This window comes from Natrinema marinum (genome assembly GCF_024296685.1).
Taxonomy (GTDB): Archaea; Halobacteriota; Halobacteria; order Halobacteriales; family Natrialbaceae; genus Natrinema; species Natrinema marinum.
Window position 1 is genome coordinate 415,084 of the sequence record NZ_CP100763.1, and the last position, 15,495, is coordinate 430,578.

General features: G+C 65.2%; 20 protein-coding genes and 1 tRNA gene. 13 read left to right on the forward strand and 8 right to left on the reverse strand.

Features of this window, described 5'->3' with window-relative positions:
* Positions 1-29: 29 nt before the first annotated feature.
* Positions 30-161 carry a rubrerythrin-like domain-containing protein gene (locus tag NKH51_RS02120; RefSeq protein WP_254763592.1) on the reverse strand — a complete coding sequence of 44 codons (132 nt, stop codon included), beginning with the start codon at positions 159-161 and terminating at the stop codon, positions 30-32.
* Positions 162-277: 116 nt separating this feature from the next.
* Positions 278-1,507, reverse strand: coding sequence for an MFS transporter (locus tag NKH51_RS02125; protein ID WP_254763593.1), 1,230 nt, complete (start codon positions 1,505-1,507; stop codon positions 278-280).
* 179 nt (positions 1,508-1,686) lie between these two features.
* Between NKH51_RS02125 and NKH51_RS02130 the strand changes: the two genes are divergently transcribed.
* The 3 genes from NKH51_RS02130 to NKH51_RS02140 all read left to right on the forward strand — a co-directional run bounded on the left by NKH51_RS02130 (position 1,687) and on the right by NKH51_RS02140 (position 2,824).
* Positions 1,687-1,869, forward strand: coding sequence for a DUF7501 family protein (locus tag NKH51_RS02130; protein ID WP_254763594.1), 183 nt, complete (start codon positions 1,687-1,689; stop codon positions 1,867-1,869).
* A 114-nt stretch (positions 1,870-1,983) separates the two neighbouring features.
* Positions 1,984-2,571, forward strand: a complete 588-nt coding sequence (locus NKH51_RS02135; protein ID WP_254763595.1) for a class I SAM-dependent methyltransferase — start codon at positions 1,984-1,986, stop codon at positions 2,569-2,571.
* 112 nt (positions 2,572-2,683) lie between these two features.
* On the forward strand, positions 2,684-2,824 hold the full coding sequence (locus NKH51_RS02140; protein WP_254763596.1) for a rubrerythrin-like domain-containing protein: 141 nt from the start codon (positions 2,684-2,686) through the stop codon (positions 2,822-2,824).
* 21 nt (positions 2,825-2,845) lie between these two features.
* Here the strand turns inward: NKH51_RS02140 and NKH51_RS02145 are convergent, their stop codons facing one another.
* Complete coding sequence (locus NKH51_RS02145; protein WP_254763597.1) at positions 2,846-3,316, reverse strand: DUF7992 family protein; 471 nt, start codon at positions 3,314-3,316, stop codon at positions 2,846-2,848.
* 117 nt (positions 3,317-3,433) lie between these two features.
* Between NKH51_RS02145 and NKH51_RS02150 the strand changes: the two genes are divergently transcribed.
* From NKH51_RS02150 to NKH51_RS02160, 3 genes are all read left to right on the forward strand, one after another.
* Entirely contained in the window at positions 3,434-4,213 is a 780-nt protein-coding gene (locus NKH51_RS02150; protein ID WP_254763598.1) for an HAD-IIA family hydrolase, read from the forward strand.
* 82 nt (positions 4,214-4,295) lie between these two features.
* Positions 4,296-4,523 carry a hypothetical protein gene (locus NKH51_RS02155; RefSeq protein WP_254763599.1) on the forward strand — a complete coding sequence of 76 codons (228 nt, stop codon included), beginning with the start codon at positions 4,296-4,298 and terminating at the stop codon, positions 4,521-4,523.
* Positions 4,524-4,698: 175 nt separating this feature from the next.
* Positions 4,699-5,037 (forward strand): hypothetical protein, encoded by a 339-nt coding sequence (locus NKH51_RS02160; RefSeq protein ID WP_254763600.1) that lies wholly within the window; start codon positions 4,699-4,701, stop codon positions 5,035-5,037.
* Between the two features lie 89 nt (positions 5,038-5,126).
* Here NKH51_RS02160 and NKH51_RS02165 read toward each other — a convergent pair.
* From NKH51_RS02165 to NKH51_RS02185, 5 genes are all read right to left on the reverse strand, one after another.
* Positions 5,127-5,229 (reverse strand) — tRNA-Gln (locus tag NKH51_RS02165).
* Between the two features lie 103 nt (positions 5,230-5,332).
* Complete coding sequence (locus NKH51_RS02170; RefSeq protein ID WP_254763601.1) at positions 5,333-6,082, reverse strand: HNH endonuclease; 750 nt, start codon at positions 6,080-6,082, stop codon at positions 5,333-5,335.
* Between the two features lie 126 nt (positions 6,083-6,208).
* Positions 6,209-7,354 carry a pyridoxal phosphate-dependent aminotransferase gene (locus NKH51_RS02175; RefSeq protein ID WP_254763602.1) on the reverse strand — a complete coding sequence of 382 codons (1,146 nt, stop codon included), beginning with the start codon at positions 7,352-7,354 and terminating at the stop codon, positions 6,209-6,211.
* On the reverse strand, positions 7,351-7,788 hold the full coding sequence (ribH, locus tag NKH51_RS02180) for a 6,7-dimethyl-8-ribityllumazine synthase (protein WP_254763603.1): 438 nt from the start codon (positions 7,786-7,788) through the stop codon (positions 7,351-7,353). The genes NKH51_RS02175 and ribH overlap by 4 nt, the downstream gene beginning before the upstream one ends.
* A 125-nt stretch (positions 7,789-7,913) precedes the next feature.
* The gene (locus tag NKH51_RS02185; protein ID WP_254763604.1) at positions 7,914-8,741 is read right to left on the reverse strand and encodes a DUF4097 family beta strand repeat-containing protein; all 828 of its coding nucleotides are present in this window, start codon (positions 8,739-8,741) and stop codon (positions 7,914-7,916) included.
* A gap of 188 nt (positions 8,742-8,929) precedes the next feature.
* Between NKH51_RS02185 and NKH51_RS02190 the strand changes: the two genes are divergently transcribed.
* The 7 genes from NKH51_RS02190 (at position 8,930) to NKH51_RS02220 (ending at position 15,458) form a co-directional block, all read left to right on the forward strand.
* Positions 8,930-10,138, forward strand: coding sequence for a 5-(carboxyamino)imidazole ribonucleotide synthase (locus NKH51_RS02190; RefSeq protein WP_254763605.1), 1,209 nt, complete (start codon positions 8,930-8,932; stop codon positions 10,136-10,138).
* A 77-nt stretch (positions 10,139-10,215) separates the two neighbouring features.
* On the forward strand, positions 10,216-10,851 hold the full coding sequence (locus tag NKH51_RS02195; protein WP_254763606.1) for an AIR carboxylase family protein: 636 nt from the start codon (positions 10,216-10,218) through the stop codon (positions 10,849-10,851).
* Between the two features lie 283 nt (positions 10,852-11,134).
* Positions 11,135-11,539, forward strand: a complete 405-nt coding sequence (locus tag NKH51_RS02200) for an NADH-quinone oxidoreductase subunit A (protein WP_254763607.1) — start codon at positions 11,135-11,137, stop codon at positions 11,537-11,539.
* Positions 11,536-12,243 carry an NADH-quinone oxidoreductase subunit B gene (locus NKH51_RS02205; RefSeq protein WP_254763608.1) on the forward strand — a complete coding sequence of 236 codons (708 nt, stop codon included), beginning with the start codon at positions 11,536-11,538 and terminating at the stop codon, positions 12,241-12,243. The genes NKH51_RS02200 and NKH51_RS02205 overlap by 4 nt, the downstream gene beginning before the upstream one ends.
* Positions 12,240-13,901: an NADH-quinone oxidoreductase subunit D gene (locus tag NKH51_RS02210; protein WP_254763609.1), complete on the forward strand. Its 1,662-nt coding sequence runs from the start codon at positions 12,240-12,242 to the stop codon at positions 13,899-13,901. The genes NKH51_RS02205 and NKH51_RS02210 overlap by 4 nt, the downstream gene beginning before the upstream one ends.
* 1 nt (position 13,902) lies before the next feature.
* Positions 13,903-15,000, forward strand: coding sequence for a complex I subunit 1/NuoH family protein (locus tag NKH51_RS02215; RefSeq protein ID WP_254763610.1), 1,098 nt, complete (start codon positions 13,903-13,905; stop codon positions 14,998-15,000).
* A complete protein-coding gene (locus tag NKH51_RS02220) occupies positions 14,997-15,458 on the forward strand; it encodes a NuoI/complex I 23 kDa subunit family protein (protein WP_006181257.1) in 462 nt (153 codons plus the stop codon). The genes NKH51_RS02215 and NKH51_RS02220 overlap by 4 nt, the downstream gene beginning before the upstream one ends.
* Positions 15,459-15,495 lie beyond the last annotated feature (37 nt).

Sequence of the window (15,495 nt, forward strand, 5' to 3'; positions counted from 1 at the left end):
GTCGGTCCGAACGACTACCGCCGAAGTCGTCAGTCGCGAACCGGTTCGACGTTGCGCATCTCGCCGCCACACCGACGGCACGTGCTCAACAGCGCGTCGCCGACCGTCTCCCGCCGGCCACACTGCACGCACTCGTACTCGCGTCGGGCCTCGAGAGTCATATGGTACCGTTACTCATGCTCTCTATTAACTCTTTTCGTGGTAAATCGAGGAAACAGCCGGCGGTGGCGGTAACCGACGCCCGTAGGCTGACCGGAATACCGCGTAGGTCGGCCGGCTACGGCCGCTTCTCGGAAACCCAGAGCAGGCAACCGAGCGCGGTCGCACAGACGATCGACGACGCGAGCAGCCAGAAGGCGGCCTCGAAACCGGTTGTTTCGGCGATGGCACCGACGACGGCGGGTGCGATCGCGCCGGCACCCATCAGGAGTGTGCGGACGACGCCGAGTCCGCCGCCGGCGACATCGTCCGGGATGGCTGACATCAGGTAGGCGCCCCTGACGGGGCGAAAGCCGTGCGAGCCGATGCCGACGGCGACGAGCAGCCCGCCGAGCAGGACCGGCGCTCCCGTACCGGTCAGCGCGACGAACGCGACGAGCGCTACCGACGCGAGGCCGAGCGTCGCGACGACGATCGGCAGCCGGCCGATGCGATCGCTGAGGTTACCGGTCACTAGCTGGACGAAACTCGCGAGGAAGAGGCCGCTGTAGAGTAAACTCGCGGTCGCCGGCGCGAGGCCCGCCGCCACCGTCAGGTACCGCGGCGCGAACGCGACCAGTCCGTTGTACGTGAACGAAAAGAGGACCGTCAGCAGGGCAAAGGCCGAGAACCGCCAGTTTCGAAACAGTACAGCGTATCGACGGAGCCCGCCGTCCGCTCCGCTCGAGTTCGCGTCGATCCCGCTGGTTTCCTCGGGAAGTCGCATCGGAACGCGGAGTCGGAACGCCACCGCGAGCGCCAATCCGACCAGACCGGCACCGAAAAAGAGCAGCCGCCAGCCCACGACCGGGCCGACGGCCAGCGACGCGACCGCGACGACCGCTGTAGGGGCGACGACGCCGCTCAAGGCACCGAATGTATCGAGAACGCCGAGCGCCCGCCCCGTCCGGGCGGGGTAGGCTCGAGCGAGGAGCCGGACGGCGACGGTCTTGTGCGCGCCGGTGCCGGCCCCGATCACGAGCATCGCGCCCACGACGACGAGGAAGGGCGAGTCGACGGCAAGCGCGAGCGACGCGGCGGCCGCAACGACCGCGCCCGCCGTGATGACGGTCACGGCACCTAGCCGGTCGGCGAACACACCCGAGGGAAACTGCATGGCGGCGTAGACGAGCATGAGCCCCGAGAACGCGGTTCCGAGGACGGCGTCCGAGACGCCGAAGGTCGCCCCGAACGTGTCGAACAAGGGCGGAAAGGCGTACCGGAGGAACTTCGCGAGAAACCAGATCGCGGCCGTCAGGACGAGCGCGTCGTAGCGGGTGAGCCGACCGGCCGCGTGTCGAACCGACATTCCTCTCGCCGAGAGTCACGACCGGACGACCGAGTATCCTCCGGTCGCGGTCCCTGACTGCATCGACGGCTGGTACCAAACCGATCGATCTTCAACTGTTGGCATTATATCCCATACAAATTGTAATAGACCTTAACGGACGAGACTTATATGATAGTTCCTGATAGACTCGAGTACCAATGACTGCGAACACGACGACGGACTGGGTCGACCCGATTACCTGTCCATTCTGCGGCGACGAACTCGCCTCGCCGGGCGCCGGCTTCATCGACCACATCCACGACAACGCCGACTGCGAGGACGGCTTCGACCACTGGCGCGAAAACATCGCCGGCGACCTCGCCGGCGAGTGGACCGGCTAGTCGAACCGAATCGTCCGCGAGTCCAAGCGGTTGCGGGTATCGTTCTCAGCGGTCTGGCTGTCACGACGCCACCTCGAGCGCAACGCGGAAGTCACGACGGCACCGAGCCATCGTATGGGCTTTCACACCTTCCCGATCGAGCGGGCGGAGTCCCTCGAGGACCCTGAGCGCTATCGGTACTGTTCTCGCGAGGAGTTGCTCGCGATGCTCGAGCCGGCGGCCGACGGTGTCGTAGCCGACCTGGGTTCCGGGACGGGCTTTTACGCCGACGACGTCGCGCCGTTCGTCGACACGCTGTACGCGGTCGACGTCCAGACGGCGATGCACGACTACTACCGAGAGAAGGGGGCTCCCGACGCCGTCGACTTCGTGACGGCCGAAATCTCGTCGCTCCCGTTCGAGGACGACCAACTCGACGGAGCGTACTCGACGATGACCCACCACGAGTACGCGTCGCCACCGACGGCCGACGACGGCGATACGCCGACCGATAGCGCATTGACCGAACTCGCGCGCGTCATCCGTCCCGGCGGTCGGCTCGTCACCGTCGACTGGTCGGCCGACGGCGCGGGGGAGGCCGGCCCACCGGTCGAGGAGCGGTTCGGACTCGCCGACGCGACCGCCGGACTCGAGGCCGCCGGGTTCGAGATCGAACGCGCCTGCGAGCGGCCGGAAACGATCGCGATCGTCGCGACGCGATAGTAGGATGGACGAACGACCAATAATCGAACGCATTTAGCCCCATCTAGTTATCTATATCGGATTGAACCGTATCGACGCAACGCTTTTTCGTGGTACTGTGTGTGTCAATCACATGGTATACGACGACCCGTACACGCCCGACCGATCGCACTACGAATGCCTCGACTGCGGTCACCGGGAGACGAGCGACTCGCTCGAGGTCTGTCCCGAATGCGAAGGTACCGTCCGTAACATCGCCGTGGCGCGAGAGTGAACCGAACCGACGCGCTCGCCGTCAGTCGAAGTCGGGCAGGTCTTCCGGCGGCTCGTACTCGGCCTCCCAGTCGACGTACTCCTCTTTGAGAATTACCGAGACGACCTGACCGAACTCCGTGAGTTCGGCGTTGATAGCGGAGACCGTCCCCCACGTGTCGAGGTCGGGGTGGTACTCGCGGGCCTGCCAGTCTTCCGGGATGCCGGGGGCGTGATAACCGACGCGATCCGCGAAGTCGTCCCAGAAGAAGTCGAAGCCGGCGAACAGGTCGAGGTCGCCGGCGATTCCGTACTCGCGCTCCCCGAGGTCGGTGTCCTCGCGCCACTCGTCGAAGGCCTCCGTCCAGGCCCCCTCCTCGAGGAACGCCTGTAACTCCTCGCGGCGGTAGTCGATCTCCTCGGTCCCGTCGGCGCTGATCGTCGCGTCCTCGTACTCGTTCGGGTCGACGAACTCCAGTTCCGGCGGCTCGGGGGGTTCGACCTCGAGTGTCATGGCCGATCGTAGGTCGGGTCGGCGGATAAGAATTCCCACCTCGCGTTCCCTCGACGGTCACGTCGGCCGACCGACCGATCCCAACACTCAATCGCCGGCCGACCGTACTCGCGAGCGATGACCGACTACGAGGCGGCGATCCTCGACGTCGACGGGACGATCGTCCGGGGTGACGACCTCCTGCCCGGCGCGACTGACGGCGTGCGCGCGCTCGAGGCGGCCGGCTGTTCGCGACTGCTCTTCTCGAACAATCCGACGCGGGGCAGCGACCACTACGGCGCGAAGCTCGCGCCCCACGGGATCGACGTCGATCCGAACACCGTCCTCACGTCTGCGACGGTCTCGGCCGAGTACCTCGCCGCGACCCACCCCGACGAGCGGGTCTTCGTGGTCGGCGGCGAGCGTCTCGAGGCGATCTTAGAAGACGCGGCCGTCGAACTGACGAGCGACCCCGACGCGGCCGACGTCGTCCTCGGTTCGTTCGACAAGAACTTCTCGTTCGGCACGCTCTGGGAGGCCCTGCGGGCGCTCGAGGGCGACGTTCCGTTTTACGGCACCGACCCCGACGCGACGATTCCGATCGACGAGGGCGAGATCCCCGGCTCCGGGGCGATCCTCGCCGCGATGGAGGCCGTCGCCGGCCGCGAACCCGACGCGATCCTCGGCAAACCGTCCTCGGTCGCGGCCGCCGCCGCCATGGACCGACTGGGTGTCGATCCGACGACGACCCTGGTCGTCGGCGACCGACTCGACACCGACATCGCCCTCGGGAATCGCGCCGGCATGGAGACCGCGCTCGTCCTCACCGGCATCACCGACCGTGCGACCCTCGCCGCGTCCGACATCGAGCCGGATCACGTCCTCGAGTCGCTGGCCGCCGTCGAGACGCTTCTCTGATCGCTGTCCGGCGGTGACGCGCCGCCTTCATCGGGTGAACTCGAGAGACATATTTATCCGTCACAGTCACGATATGCAACACATGAAAGAACGACTCAAGCAGATGTTGCTCCGCGCTCGCTACGCGGCGATGGGTGCGGCGATCGGCGCAGCGGTCGGCGGACTGTTCAGTCGAAACGCCGCGAGCACCGGCGGCGCGATCGGCGGACTCGTCGGCGCGACGGTCGCCGACACGCGTGGCACGCTCGAGGGCGTGTTCGAGGAACTGCAAGAGCGAGATCCCCGATCGAAAGATATCGAACTCGAGTAAACGACGCAGTTTCGTCGACTCGGCGGCGTTCGAACAGGTCAGCCTGACGAACGTATCACCGTCGCGTCCTTCCTCGTTCCGGTCACCTGCGGCCGACTGATCCGACCGGGTACCGTAGTAGACGCATCAGTGCAGGCTCGATCATATCCCACCGCCGACTGAGTATACCATACTCATGGCTACCGTCGAGACTGTCCTGTCGTCGATTTTCAGCACGATCCCTGAACTTCACTCCGGACAACTCGGCCTGCTCTCCGGCGTGCTCGTCGGTCTCCTCTACTGGCACGGCCACCGTCGGTCGTCGCTCGCCCTCTTGACCGCGTTCTACCTGCTGGCGCTCGGGGTCGTGCCGGCACCCTCGAGGGGACTGGTGGTAGTGCAGGCCAAACCCTGGTACTTCTGCTCGTTTCTGGTCTTTACGTCGCTGAGCGCGATCGGTGGTCGGCTCGCATGGGCGAGGATCGGCCGCTCGAGTCGGCCGCGTGTGCCGGAGGTCGGACAGCGCGAGATCTAACGGTCGTCTTCTGACACGCGATGATCTGTTTTCACTTCCCGTCGAACACACGAACTTATTGACAAACAAAATATGAAAAATATGTTATATAGTCCCGGGCGGATTCGAACCGCCGTCATGGGCTCACTTCCGTGACGGCCGGAACCGGACACGTCCAAAGGCCCATATGATTGGCCACTACACCACGGGACTGCTTCTACTTCGTTCGTCGCCCCGCGTACCTCGCAAATCCGTACGGATTTGCGTACCACCACGGGACTTCACTTGCGGGATAGACTGCCGTCGCACAATAGTGTTACTTTTCGTCGACAGCCGAGACGGCTATCTGTCCATCCTCGGCACGCCGATGACAGCTCCGACAGAGCGTGATCACGTTATCCATCGTGTGTGCGTCTTCGACGTGCTCGAACGACCGGACGGGCTGTAGATGATGGACGTCCGGATTTCGACCGAGTTCTTCGTCGTCTGCTCCGCAGTGTTGGCACTCGTAATCATCCCGCTCGAGCGCTCGGCTTCGAATCTGCCACCACTTCTGCCCGTAATTGATCGAGCCGCCCTCCCACTGGTGGTGTTCGGGCCCGACGACGTTCTCAGAGAGCCAGTCGCCGTAGCACTCGAGCGTGCAGAACGGCCCTCGCTTCTGCCGTTCGAGTCGTGCTGGCCGGACTTCGAGGGACTCGCCGCAGGCACGACACTCGGTAACCACTCGTTCCCCCTTTTCTGCGTAATTCTCCGGAAGTAACCCGTCGACCCCCTCGACACACGCCGAACAATAGATACCCTTTTTCGATGACGGATAGAACGAGAACGTCGATCCACAGCACGTACACGTCGCCGTTTCCTTTCCACCTTTCCAGTTGCCGTTGTACTCACCGCCGTTGGGATTGCAGTCGTCGCAAAACTCGAGTCGCGCTTTTGGATCGTAAAATTCGGACGCGCAACCCGTACACGTTCGATTCGGAAGCGGCTCGTCGTGGACTTTGGTATGGTGCTGGCGCATACCCTGTTCCGTGTTTAACGACTTTCCACACGTCGGGCAATCCATACGGGGCTTGGCTTCGGTATCCTGTATAAACATGAGGCCACGCCGACAGAGAATGCAGTGCGATCGTGCTTCCGAACGTTCAGTTGCTCGATGACGAGGCGGCTACCAGAGAAGCCGTGTAATCACTTACAGGTAGCCTTCCTCGGCCAGCCGTTCGATACCCTCCTCGAGCCGCTCTTCGCTCGCAGCGTAGGAAATACGCGCGTAGCCGGGCGTGCCGAAGGCGCTGCCCGGCACCGTGGCGACGTGGGCGTCCTCGATCGCGCCCTCACACCAGGCCTGGTCATCGTCATCCACCGGGAGCATCATGTAGAACGCGCCTTCCGGCACTGCTACGTCGACATCGTACTCGGCAAGCAGGTCGACGACCAGATCGCGGCGCTCTTCGAAGGCGTCGACCATCTCCGTAACGGCCTCCTCGGTCTCGAGCGCCTCGAGGCCGGCGTGTTGGACGAAGTTGACGGCAGACGAGACCGAGTGGCTGTGGAGTTTGCCGGCCTGATCGACCAGTTCCTCGGGGCCGGCGAAGTAGCCGAGCCGCCAGCCGGTCATCGAGTAGGCCTTCGAGAAGCCGTTGACCGTAATCGTTCGGTCGGCCATTCCCTCGAGCGTACCCAGGCTCGTGGGGTCGACGCCATAGGTGATCTCCTTGTAGATCTCGTCGGAGATGACGGTGATGTCGTGCTCGACGGCCAGGTCGCGGACACCCTCGAGCGCGGCGTCGGAGTAGACCGCGCCGGTGGGGTTCGACGGCGAGTTGACGATCAGCAGTTCGGTGTCGTCCGAGACGGCGGCCGCGAGGTCGTCGAGGGCCGGCTCGAGCCGGAAGTCCGAGTCGGAGAGGTCGACGCGGGTCAGGTCGCCGCCGGCCATTTTGACCATCGCCTCGTAGGAGACCCACGCGGGGTCCAGCAGGGCGACTTCGTCGCCCTCCTGAATCAGCGCCTGGACGATCTCGTAGAGGGCCTGCTTCGCGCCGGGCGTGACGATGATCTCGTCGGCGGTGTGCTCAAGGCCGTCGTCGGCGAGTTTGTCGGCGATCGCCTCGCGAAGTTCGAGGATGCCGGCGGAGGTGGTGTAGCCGGTGTGGCCGGCGTCCATCGCGTCCTTGCCCGCTTCGATGATGTTCTCGGGCGTGGGGAAGTCGGGCTCGCCGACGGAGAGGTCGACGACGTCCGCGCCGTCGGCCTCGAGTTCGGTGGCGAGCGCGGAGATGGCGAGCGTTGCGGACGGTTCGACTCGGGTTACGCGGTCGGTGAATTCCATCGTCATTGTGGATCGGAATCGGTCGCGGGACTGGGATCGGGGAGTTCGTCGGCGAGATCGAGCGCACCGTCGACGGCTTTGGCGGCGTTCCCGACGCGCTCGCGGGCTTCGGCGGCGGACATGCCGGGGCCCGTCACGCCGAGGGTCACGGGCGTGTCGCGCTCGAGGCTCACGTCGGAGAGCCGCTGGGCGGTGGCGTCGGTGATCACCTGATCGTGATCGGTGTCGCCGGTGATGACGGTGCCGACGACGGCGACGGCGTCGACTGCCTCGCGGCGGGCGAGCCGGTCGGCGGCCAGCGGGGCGTCGTACGCCCCCGGCACGTGAACCGTCTCGTACACCTCCGCGCCCGCGGCGGTGGCCGCCTCGAGTGCCTCTTGCTCCATCTGCTCGGTGATCGGCCGGTTGAATTCCGCGACCACCAGTCCGAGCGTGGTCATAGGCGAGCGGTGGGGAGGGCGGGTAAAAGAGGTACCGTTCTCGGACGATTGCACGCCGGCGCGTCGCCGCCGGATCGAGCGTCGGTCGTCAGAACTACGAGCCGGAGAGCGCTCGCGGAACGCCGTTACGACGCATCGTCGCTTCGGATCGTCACGCTCCCGTTGGTCGTCTCGATCTGGAGACGCCGCGCTCCGTCGCCCAGCGTCGCCTCGAGATCCCCGTTGCTCGAGATGTCCGAGCCGTCGAACCCCTCGATCGTCACGCTCCCGTTGGTCGTCGAGACGCTGACCGTCGCGTCGAGCGACGGCGGTGCGCGAACCGTCACTTCGCCGTTAGTGGTGTCGGCGGTGAGATCGCCGCCGTTCGCCGCGAGGGCTACGTCGATGTTGCCGTTGGTCGTCTCCGCCTGCAGGTCGCCGCTGACCCCGGCTGCGTGAACCGCCCCGTTGGTGCTGTCCGCGACCAGTCCGCCATCGACGCCCTCGATGTCGATCCGGCCGTTCGTCGTGTCGGCGACCAGTTCGCCCGTCACGTCGCGGACTTTCACGTCGCCATTCGTCGTCTCTGCGCGCGCGAGTCGGATCCCCGCCGGGACCGTCGCCTCAAGGTCCACCTTGGAATCGGGACCGAACAGGAACGGCGTCCCCTCTCGATGCGTCTCGACCGTGAGATGGCCGTCGCTCCGGCTGTCCTCGAGGGTTAGCGACTCGAGGGCGTCCTCGGTCGGGGCTGCCTTGTGCCCCCGAATCTCGATCTCCTCTCCCTGATTCCCCTCGACGGTGACGGCGCCGTTCTCGGCGATCAGCGAGAGCGCATCGACGCCGTCGGTCCCGTAGGTATTCGTCACGGTCTCCGTCGCGCTCCGGCCGGTCGCGAGACAACCGGCGAGCGATCCGAGTACCCCGAGACTCCCTCCGGCGAGCAGCCGTCGTCGTGAAAGGTCGCGTCTCATACTCGTAGCCTTGTGTTGCCACCGGGATATGTAATACCTGTCAGTTTCCGACCTGGGTGTCCTGCACGAGGGTTTTTATATGAGGACTGGTTCCCCGGCTTCCTCGCGGCTCGGCGGCGAAGCGATCGGGTCTCGAGCGACGCTCCGTTTAAGAATTCTTAAGCGCGGGCGCGGACAACCGGCGCGCAATGACGACGTTACGGACGCCGGGGCCGACGATCGGCGTCGTTGGCGGTGGACAGCTCGGGCGGATGCTCGCCGAAGCGGCCGCGCCGCTGGGCATCGAGGTGGTCGTGCTCGATCCGACGCCGGACTGCCCAGCAGCGCCGGTCGCCCGCGACCAGCTCGTCGCCGAGTTCGACGACGAGGCGGGTATTCGCGAACTCGCCGAGCGCGCGGACGTGCTCACGTTCGAGATCGAACTCGCCGACCAGGACGCGCTAGCCCGAATCAGCGAAGAGACGGGGACGCCAGTTCACCCGAACCCGGCGACGCTCGAGACGATTCACGATAAACTCGTTCAGAAGCGAGAACTCGAGGACGCGGGCGTTCCGGTGCCACCGTTCCGTGCGGTCTCGGACGCCGACGACATTCGCGCGGCGATCGACGACTACGGCGCGCCCGTGATGCTCAAGGCCCGGACCGGCGGCTACGACGGTCGGGGCAACGTCCCGGTCGAGTCGAAAGCCGACGCCGAGGCCGCCCTCGAGTCGGTTGCCGGCCCCGCGATGGTCGAGTCGTTCGTCGACTTCGAGCGCGAGGTCTCGGTCATCGCGGTCAAGGGCGAGGGCGAAATCGCGACTTTCCCGCTCGGCGAGAACGTTCACGAGGAGGAGATCCTCCGGGAGACGATCGTCCCGGCGCGCTCGAGCGAGACCGTCACCGAACGCGCCCACGCGGTTGCCCGCGACGTGCTCGAGGTGATGGAAGGCCGCGGCGTGTACGGGATCGAGCTGTTCGAAACGCACGAGGCGCGGAGCGCCTCGAATAGCTCGAGCGGCGACCAGCCGCGAGAGGGTGGCGAGATCCTGCTCAACGAGATCGCGCCGCGGCCGCACAACTCCGGCCACTGGACGATCGAGGGGGCGCACAGCTCCCAGTTCGAACAGCACGCTCGTGCGGTGCTGGGCTGGCCGCTTGGCTCGACCGACCTGCGTTCGCCGACGGTCTCGAAGAACCTGCTCGCGGACGTCGAAGCGGAGCAGCCAGCACAGTTGAGCGACATCGACGAGATCCTCGAGACGCCCGGCGCAAACCTCCACTGGTACGGGAAGCGCCAGGCCCGTCCCCTGCGGAAGATGGGCCACGTGACGGTGACGGGCGACGCCGATGCCTCGGCCGACGACCTCCTCAAGACCGCGCGCGACCTCGAGGACGCGGTGACGTTCCGATCGTGACTGCTCGAGTGCGAGCGGGCCGAACCGCTCGCCCTGTTTACCACCGTTTCAAGTCACTCCCCGGACCACCACCAGCCATGAGCGATAGCGTCAGCGACCTCATCGACCGCTTGCACCGCGAGGCCGACCAGGACCGCCCGTCCGAAGAGACTCCCGACGTGGGGATCGTAATGGGCAGTGACTCCGACCTCGAGACGATGATGACCGGCGGCCGGCGGCGCGGGGCTTACGACGCCTTCGTGGACGAACTCGGCTTCGCCGAGCAGACGGACTACGAGAGCCCGCCCGAAGAACGGTTCACGTTCGAAACGTACGTCACCTCCGCCCACCGCACGCCCGACTTAATGACGGCTTACGCCGAGACGGCCGAGGACCGCGGGCTCGAAGTCCTCATCGCCGGCGCGGGCGGCAAGTCCGCGGACCTGCCGAACATGACCGCGTCGATCGCGTACCCGCTGCCGGTCATCGGCGTCCCCGTTCAGGAGAAGTCCGTCGACAGCGTTATCGGGATGCCGACCGGCGCGCCGCTGGTCGCGGTCGACGCGGGCAAGTCGTTCAACGCCGCGCTCTCGGCCGCTCAAATCCTCGCTCGGCAACACGAGACGGTCCGCGACCGGCTGGTCGCCTACCACGAGGAGCTGCGAGCGGGCGTCGGGAACGTTTCTCGAGAACTCCACGACGGCGGCACGCCGGCGTTTCGGCAGCGCGACTGAGACGGTGCAAAGCCGATCGCTCCGTCGTCTCGAGGGCGATTCGGGGAGCGTCGATCCCGTTCGTCGGAGGACCGTCCGGTTTCCGTGCGCGTATCACTCTGTTTCCGTCTCGAGTAATCCCGGATTACCGACCCGGCCAATCTTCAAGCAGCTATATATAGTTTAAGGTGATTATTCACGACGATCGTTTCGGGCTGAAGTCACGCTACGGGCCCGCGTCCCCCCGAAAAACGAAGAATCAACCCTTATATGCATGCGGTTTGAAGCTCCGAACGTTACCGAGATGAATGATTGGATCGCCATCGGGGCGCTGGCGCTCGTCGGAGTACTGATACCGTTCGGGATGATGGCGGTATCGTACCTCCTGCGGCCCACCGTGCCCGAAACGAGCAAACGCGCCACCTACGAGAGTGGCGAGATTCCGACCGGCGGGACGCGCATCCGGTTTAACATCCAGTACTACATGGTTGCGCTTCTGTTCGTCGTCTTCGATATCGAGACCGTCCTCCTGTTCCCGTGGGCGGTCGTCTATCGGGATGCGCTCGCGGCGGATATCCCGCTCGTCCGCGCACTCGGGCCGATGCTGTTGTTCGTCGCCATCCTGCTCGTCGGACTCGCGTGGGCGTGGCGCAACGGCGCGGTACAGTGGGCACGGACACCACGCCAACTGGACACAGACAGACTATGAGCAGCGATCAACCACGCCAATCGATCCACGGCAGCACCGCACCGTCGACGGACACCCGCGACTCGCGGATCGGCGAGGGTGCCGACGACAGATTCAACTCCAAGCTTCGGGAGGCCTTCGGCTCGACCCCGTTCATACTCACGAAGTTCGACAAGTTCATGAACTGGGTTCGGGGCAACTCGATGTTCATGCTGCAGTTCGGGATCGCGTGTTGTAGCATCGAGATGATGCACACGTACGCGATCAAACACGACCTCGACCGCTTCGGCGCCGGGGTCCCCCGCGCGTCGCCGCGCCAGGCCGACGTGATGATCGTTCCGGGAACGATCGTCTCAAAGTTCGGCCCGCGCATGAAGCGGGTCTACGACCAGATGCCCGAACCCAAGTTCGTCGTGGGTATGGGCTCGTGCACGATCTCCGGGGGTCCCTTCCAAGAGGGCTACAACGTCGTCAAAGGCGCCGAGGAGATCATTCCCATCGACATCCACGTCCCCGGCTGCCCGCCGCGACCGGAGGCGCTCGTCTACGGCATCGCCAAACTTCAGGAACGGATCCGCAACGGCGAGTCAACCCCCGTCGTCGTCAAACCCTACGAACTCGAGGAGTTCGGCGACCTGCCGAAAGACGAACTCGTCCAGAAACTGGCCGACGACATCGACGAGGACGACCTCGTCATGCGCTACAACTGGGCTGATTCGCCATGAGCACGGGACTCGAGCGAGACCAGGGCCCACCGATCGAAGTCTCCGAAGACGAACTCGAGGCGCTGATCGGGGATCGCGCGCTCGCACGCGACGATCACCTAAACGCATCGGGCTTCGTTATCCGGCCGGACGACGTCCAGAGCGTCCTCTCGGATCTGCGCGACGAGGCCGGGTTCGACCACCTGGCCTGTCTGACCGCCCAGGAGTACCCCGACCGCTACGAGTCGATCTACCACCTCCGGAAGTACGCCGATCCGACCCAGGAGGTGAGCGTCGTCGTGCCGACGACCACCGACGAGCCGGTCAGCCAGACCGCAGAGCCGGTCTTCAGGACCGCCGACTGGCACGAGCGCGAGGCGTTCGACCTCGTCGGCATCGACTACGAGGGCCACCCCGATCCGCGCCGGATCCTCCTGCCCGAAACCTGGCAAGGACACCCGCTCTCGCGGGGCTACGACCAGGAGAAACCCCAGATCGTCACGCTCACGGAACACGCCAACCCGGTCCAGCCGGACCACCACGACGACGAGTCGGACACGATGTTCCTCAACATCGGTCCCCACCACCCGGCGACCCACGGCGTGCTCCACATCGAGACGGTGCTGGACGGCGAGACGGTCGTCGATGTCGACCCCGACATCGGCTATCTGCACCGCTGTGAGGAGCAGATGTGCCAGCAAGGGACGTATCGCCACCAGATCATGCCCTACCCCGACCGCTGGGACTACGTCTCGGCCGGTCTGTTGAACGAGTGGGCCTACGCGCGTACGGCCGAGGACCTCGCGGACATCGAGGTCCCCGACTACGCGCAGGTCATCCGGACGATGGGCGCGGAACTGTGCCGGATTGCCTCACACATGCTCGCGCTGGCGACGTTCGCGCTGGACGTCTACGGCGACTTCACCGCCATCTTCCAGTACGGCATGCGCGACCGCGAAGTCGTCCAGGACATCTTGGAGGACCTGACCGGCCAGCGGCTCATGTTCAACTACTTCCGACTCGGCGGCGTCGCGTGGGACCTGCCCGAACCCCGCGAGGAGTTCATCGAGAAGACGCGGGACTTCCTCGACGGGCTTCCCGCGAAGGTCGACGAGTACCACGACCTGCTGACCGGAAACGAGATCTTCCAGGTTCGAACCCACAACACCGGCATCTTAGAGCCCGAGGTCGCCAAACAGTACGGCTGTACCGGGCCCGTCGCCCGCGGCTCCGGCATCGACTACGACCTGCGTCGGGACGACCCCTACGGCTACTACGACAACCTCGAGTGGGATGTCGTCACCGAGGACGGCTGTGACAACTACAGTCGCGTCCTCGTTCGCATGCAGGAAGTCGAGGAGTCCGCGAAGATCATCGAGCAGTGTATCGACCTGCTCGAGGACTGGCCCGAAGACGAGCGGACGGTCCAGAGCAACGTCCCGCGAACGCTGAAGCCGGACGCGGACACGGAGATCTACCGCAGCGTCGAGGCCGCGAAGGGCGAACTCGGCATCTACATTCGCTCGGACGGGACGGCCAAGCCGGGCCGGTTCAAGATCCGGAGTCCGTGCTTCCACAACCTCTCGGCGCTGCCCGAGATGTCCGAAGGCGAGTACGTGCCCGACCTGATCGCGTCGCTGGGAAGCCTCGACATCGTCCTCGGGGAGGTGGACCGCTAACATGACCGGCGTGCAGACAGCGGCCGCGATGCCGACGGTGCCGCTGCAGGATACGGTCTTGCTCCCCGAGCGGATCGGGGAGCTGACCGGGTTGGATCAGTTCGGTCTCGGCGGCGAGTTGCTCGCGACGTTCATCGCGGCCTTCGTCATCGGGAACCTGATGCTCGCGATGACCGGCGTCGCGGGGCCGTGGGCCAAGCGGAAGATCACCGCCGCGTTCACCGACCGGATCGCGGTCAATCGGCTCGGGCCGGCGGGCATCTTCATCATCGTCGCCGACGCGGTTCGGCTCCTCTCGAAGGAGCTGATCGTTCCCGAGAACGCGGATCGGCCGGCTTACGACCTCGCGCCGATCGTCGTCGCGGCGTCGGCGCTGCTCGGCTTTGCGGTCATTCCGATGGGGAGTGGCATCCACCTCGCGGATCCCGAAGTCGGGCTCGCCTACGTCTTCGCGGTCTCGGGCATCGCGAGCGTCGGGCTGGTGATGGCCGGCTACGCGTCGTCGAACAAGTACTCGCTGATCGGCGGGCTCCGTGCGGTGGCACAGAACATCGCCTACGAGATTCCGCTCGTCGTCACCGGGATGTCGGTCGTGATCTTCGCCGGCACCTTGCAGATGGGCGAGATCGTCGCGGCCCAACACGAGACGCTGGTGGAAGTCGCGGGCGTTTCGATTCCGACGTGGTACGCGCTGGTCAACCCCTTCGCGTTCGTCCTGTTCCTCGTCGCGAACTTCGCGGAGGTCGGCCGCAACCCCTTCGACACGCCGGAGGCCCCGACCGAGATCGTCGCCGGCTACCAGACCGAGTACTCCTCGGTCTACTTCGTGTTGATCTACCTCGGGGAGTTCCTCCACATCTTCCTCGGCGGCGCGATCATCGCGACGATCTTCCTCGGCGGCCCCGCCGGGCCGATCCTGCCGGGCATCGTCTGGTTCATCATCAAGATCTGGGCGGTGTTCTTCGCGACGCAGTGGCTGCGCTCGGCGGTGCCTCGAGTGCGTATCGACCAACTGATCGAGATCGGCTGGAAGGGACTGCTCGTCCTTTCGTTTGCCAATCTCGTGCTTACCGCGGTAATCGTGGGGCTGATAGCATGATCGGGATACTCAAATCGATGGCAACGACGATGAAACACGCGCTGGACGGTTCCACCTTCACGGTGGAGTATCCGGAGACCGCACCCGACGTGTCGCCGCGCTTTCGCGGCGTCCACAAGTTCAGTCAGGAGCGGTGTATCTGGTGTCGCCAGTGTGAGAACGTCTGTCCGAACGACACGATCCAGATCGTTACGAACGATCAACGACAGGGCGAACAGTACAACCTCCACATCGGACAGTGCATCTACTGCCGGCTCTGCGAGGAGGTCTGCCCCGTCGACGCCATCCTGCTGACGGAGAACTTCGAGTTCACCGCGGACACGAAACACGACTTCGTCTACAACAAAGAGCAGCTGAAGGCGGTGCCGTGGTACAAGGACATCGATCCGCTGGCCTCGCGCGAACCAGACCGGGGTGCGTGGGTCGGCGAAGGAGAGGGAGAGGTCGACTACCAGTAACGGGTCCGCCCGTCCCGCAAACGGGCACCAACTACCA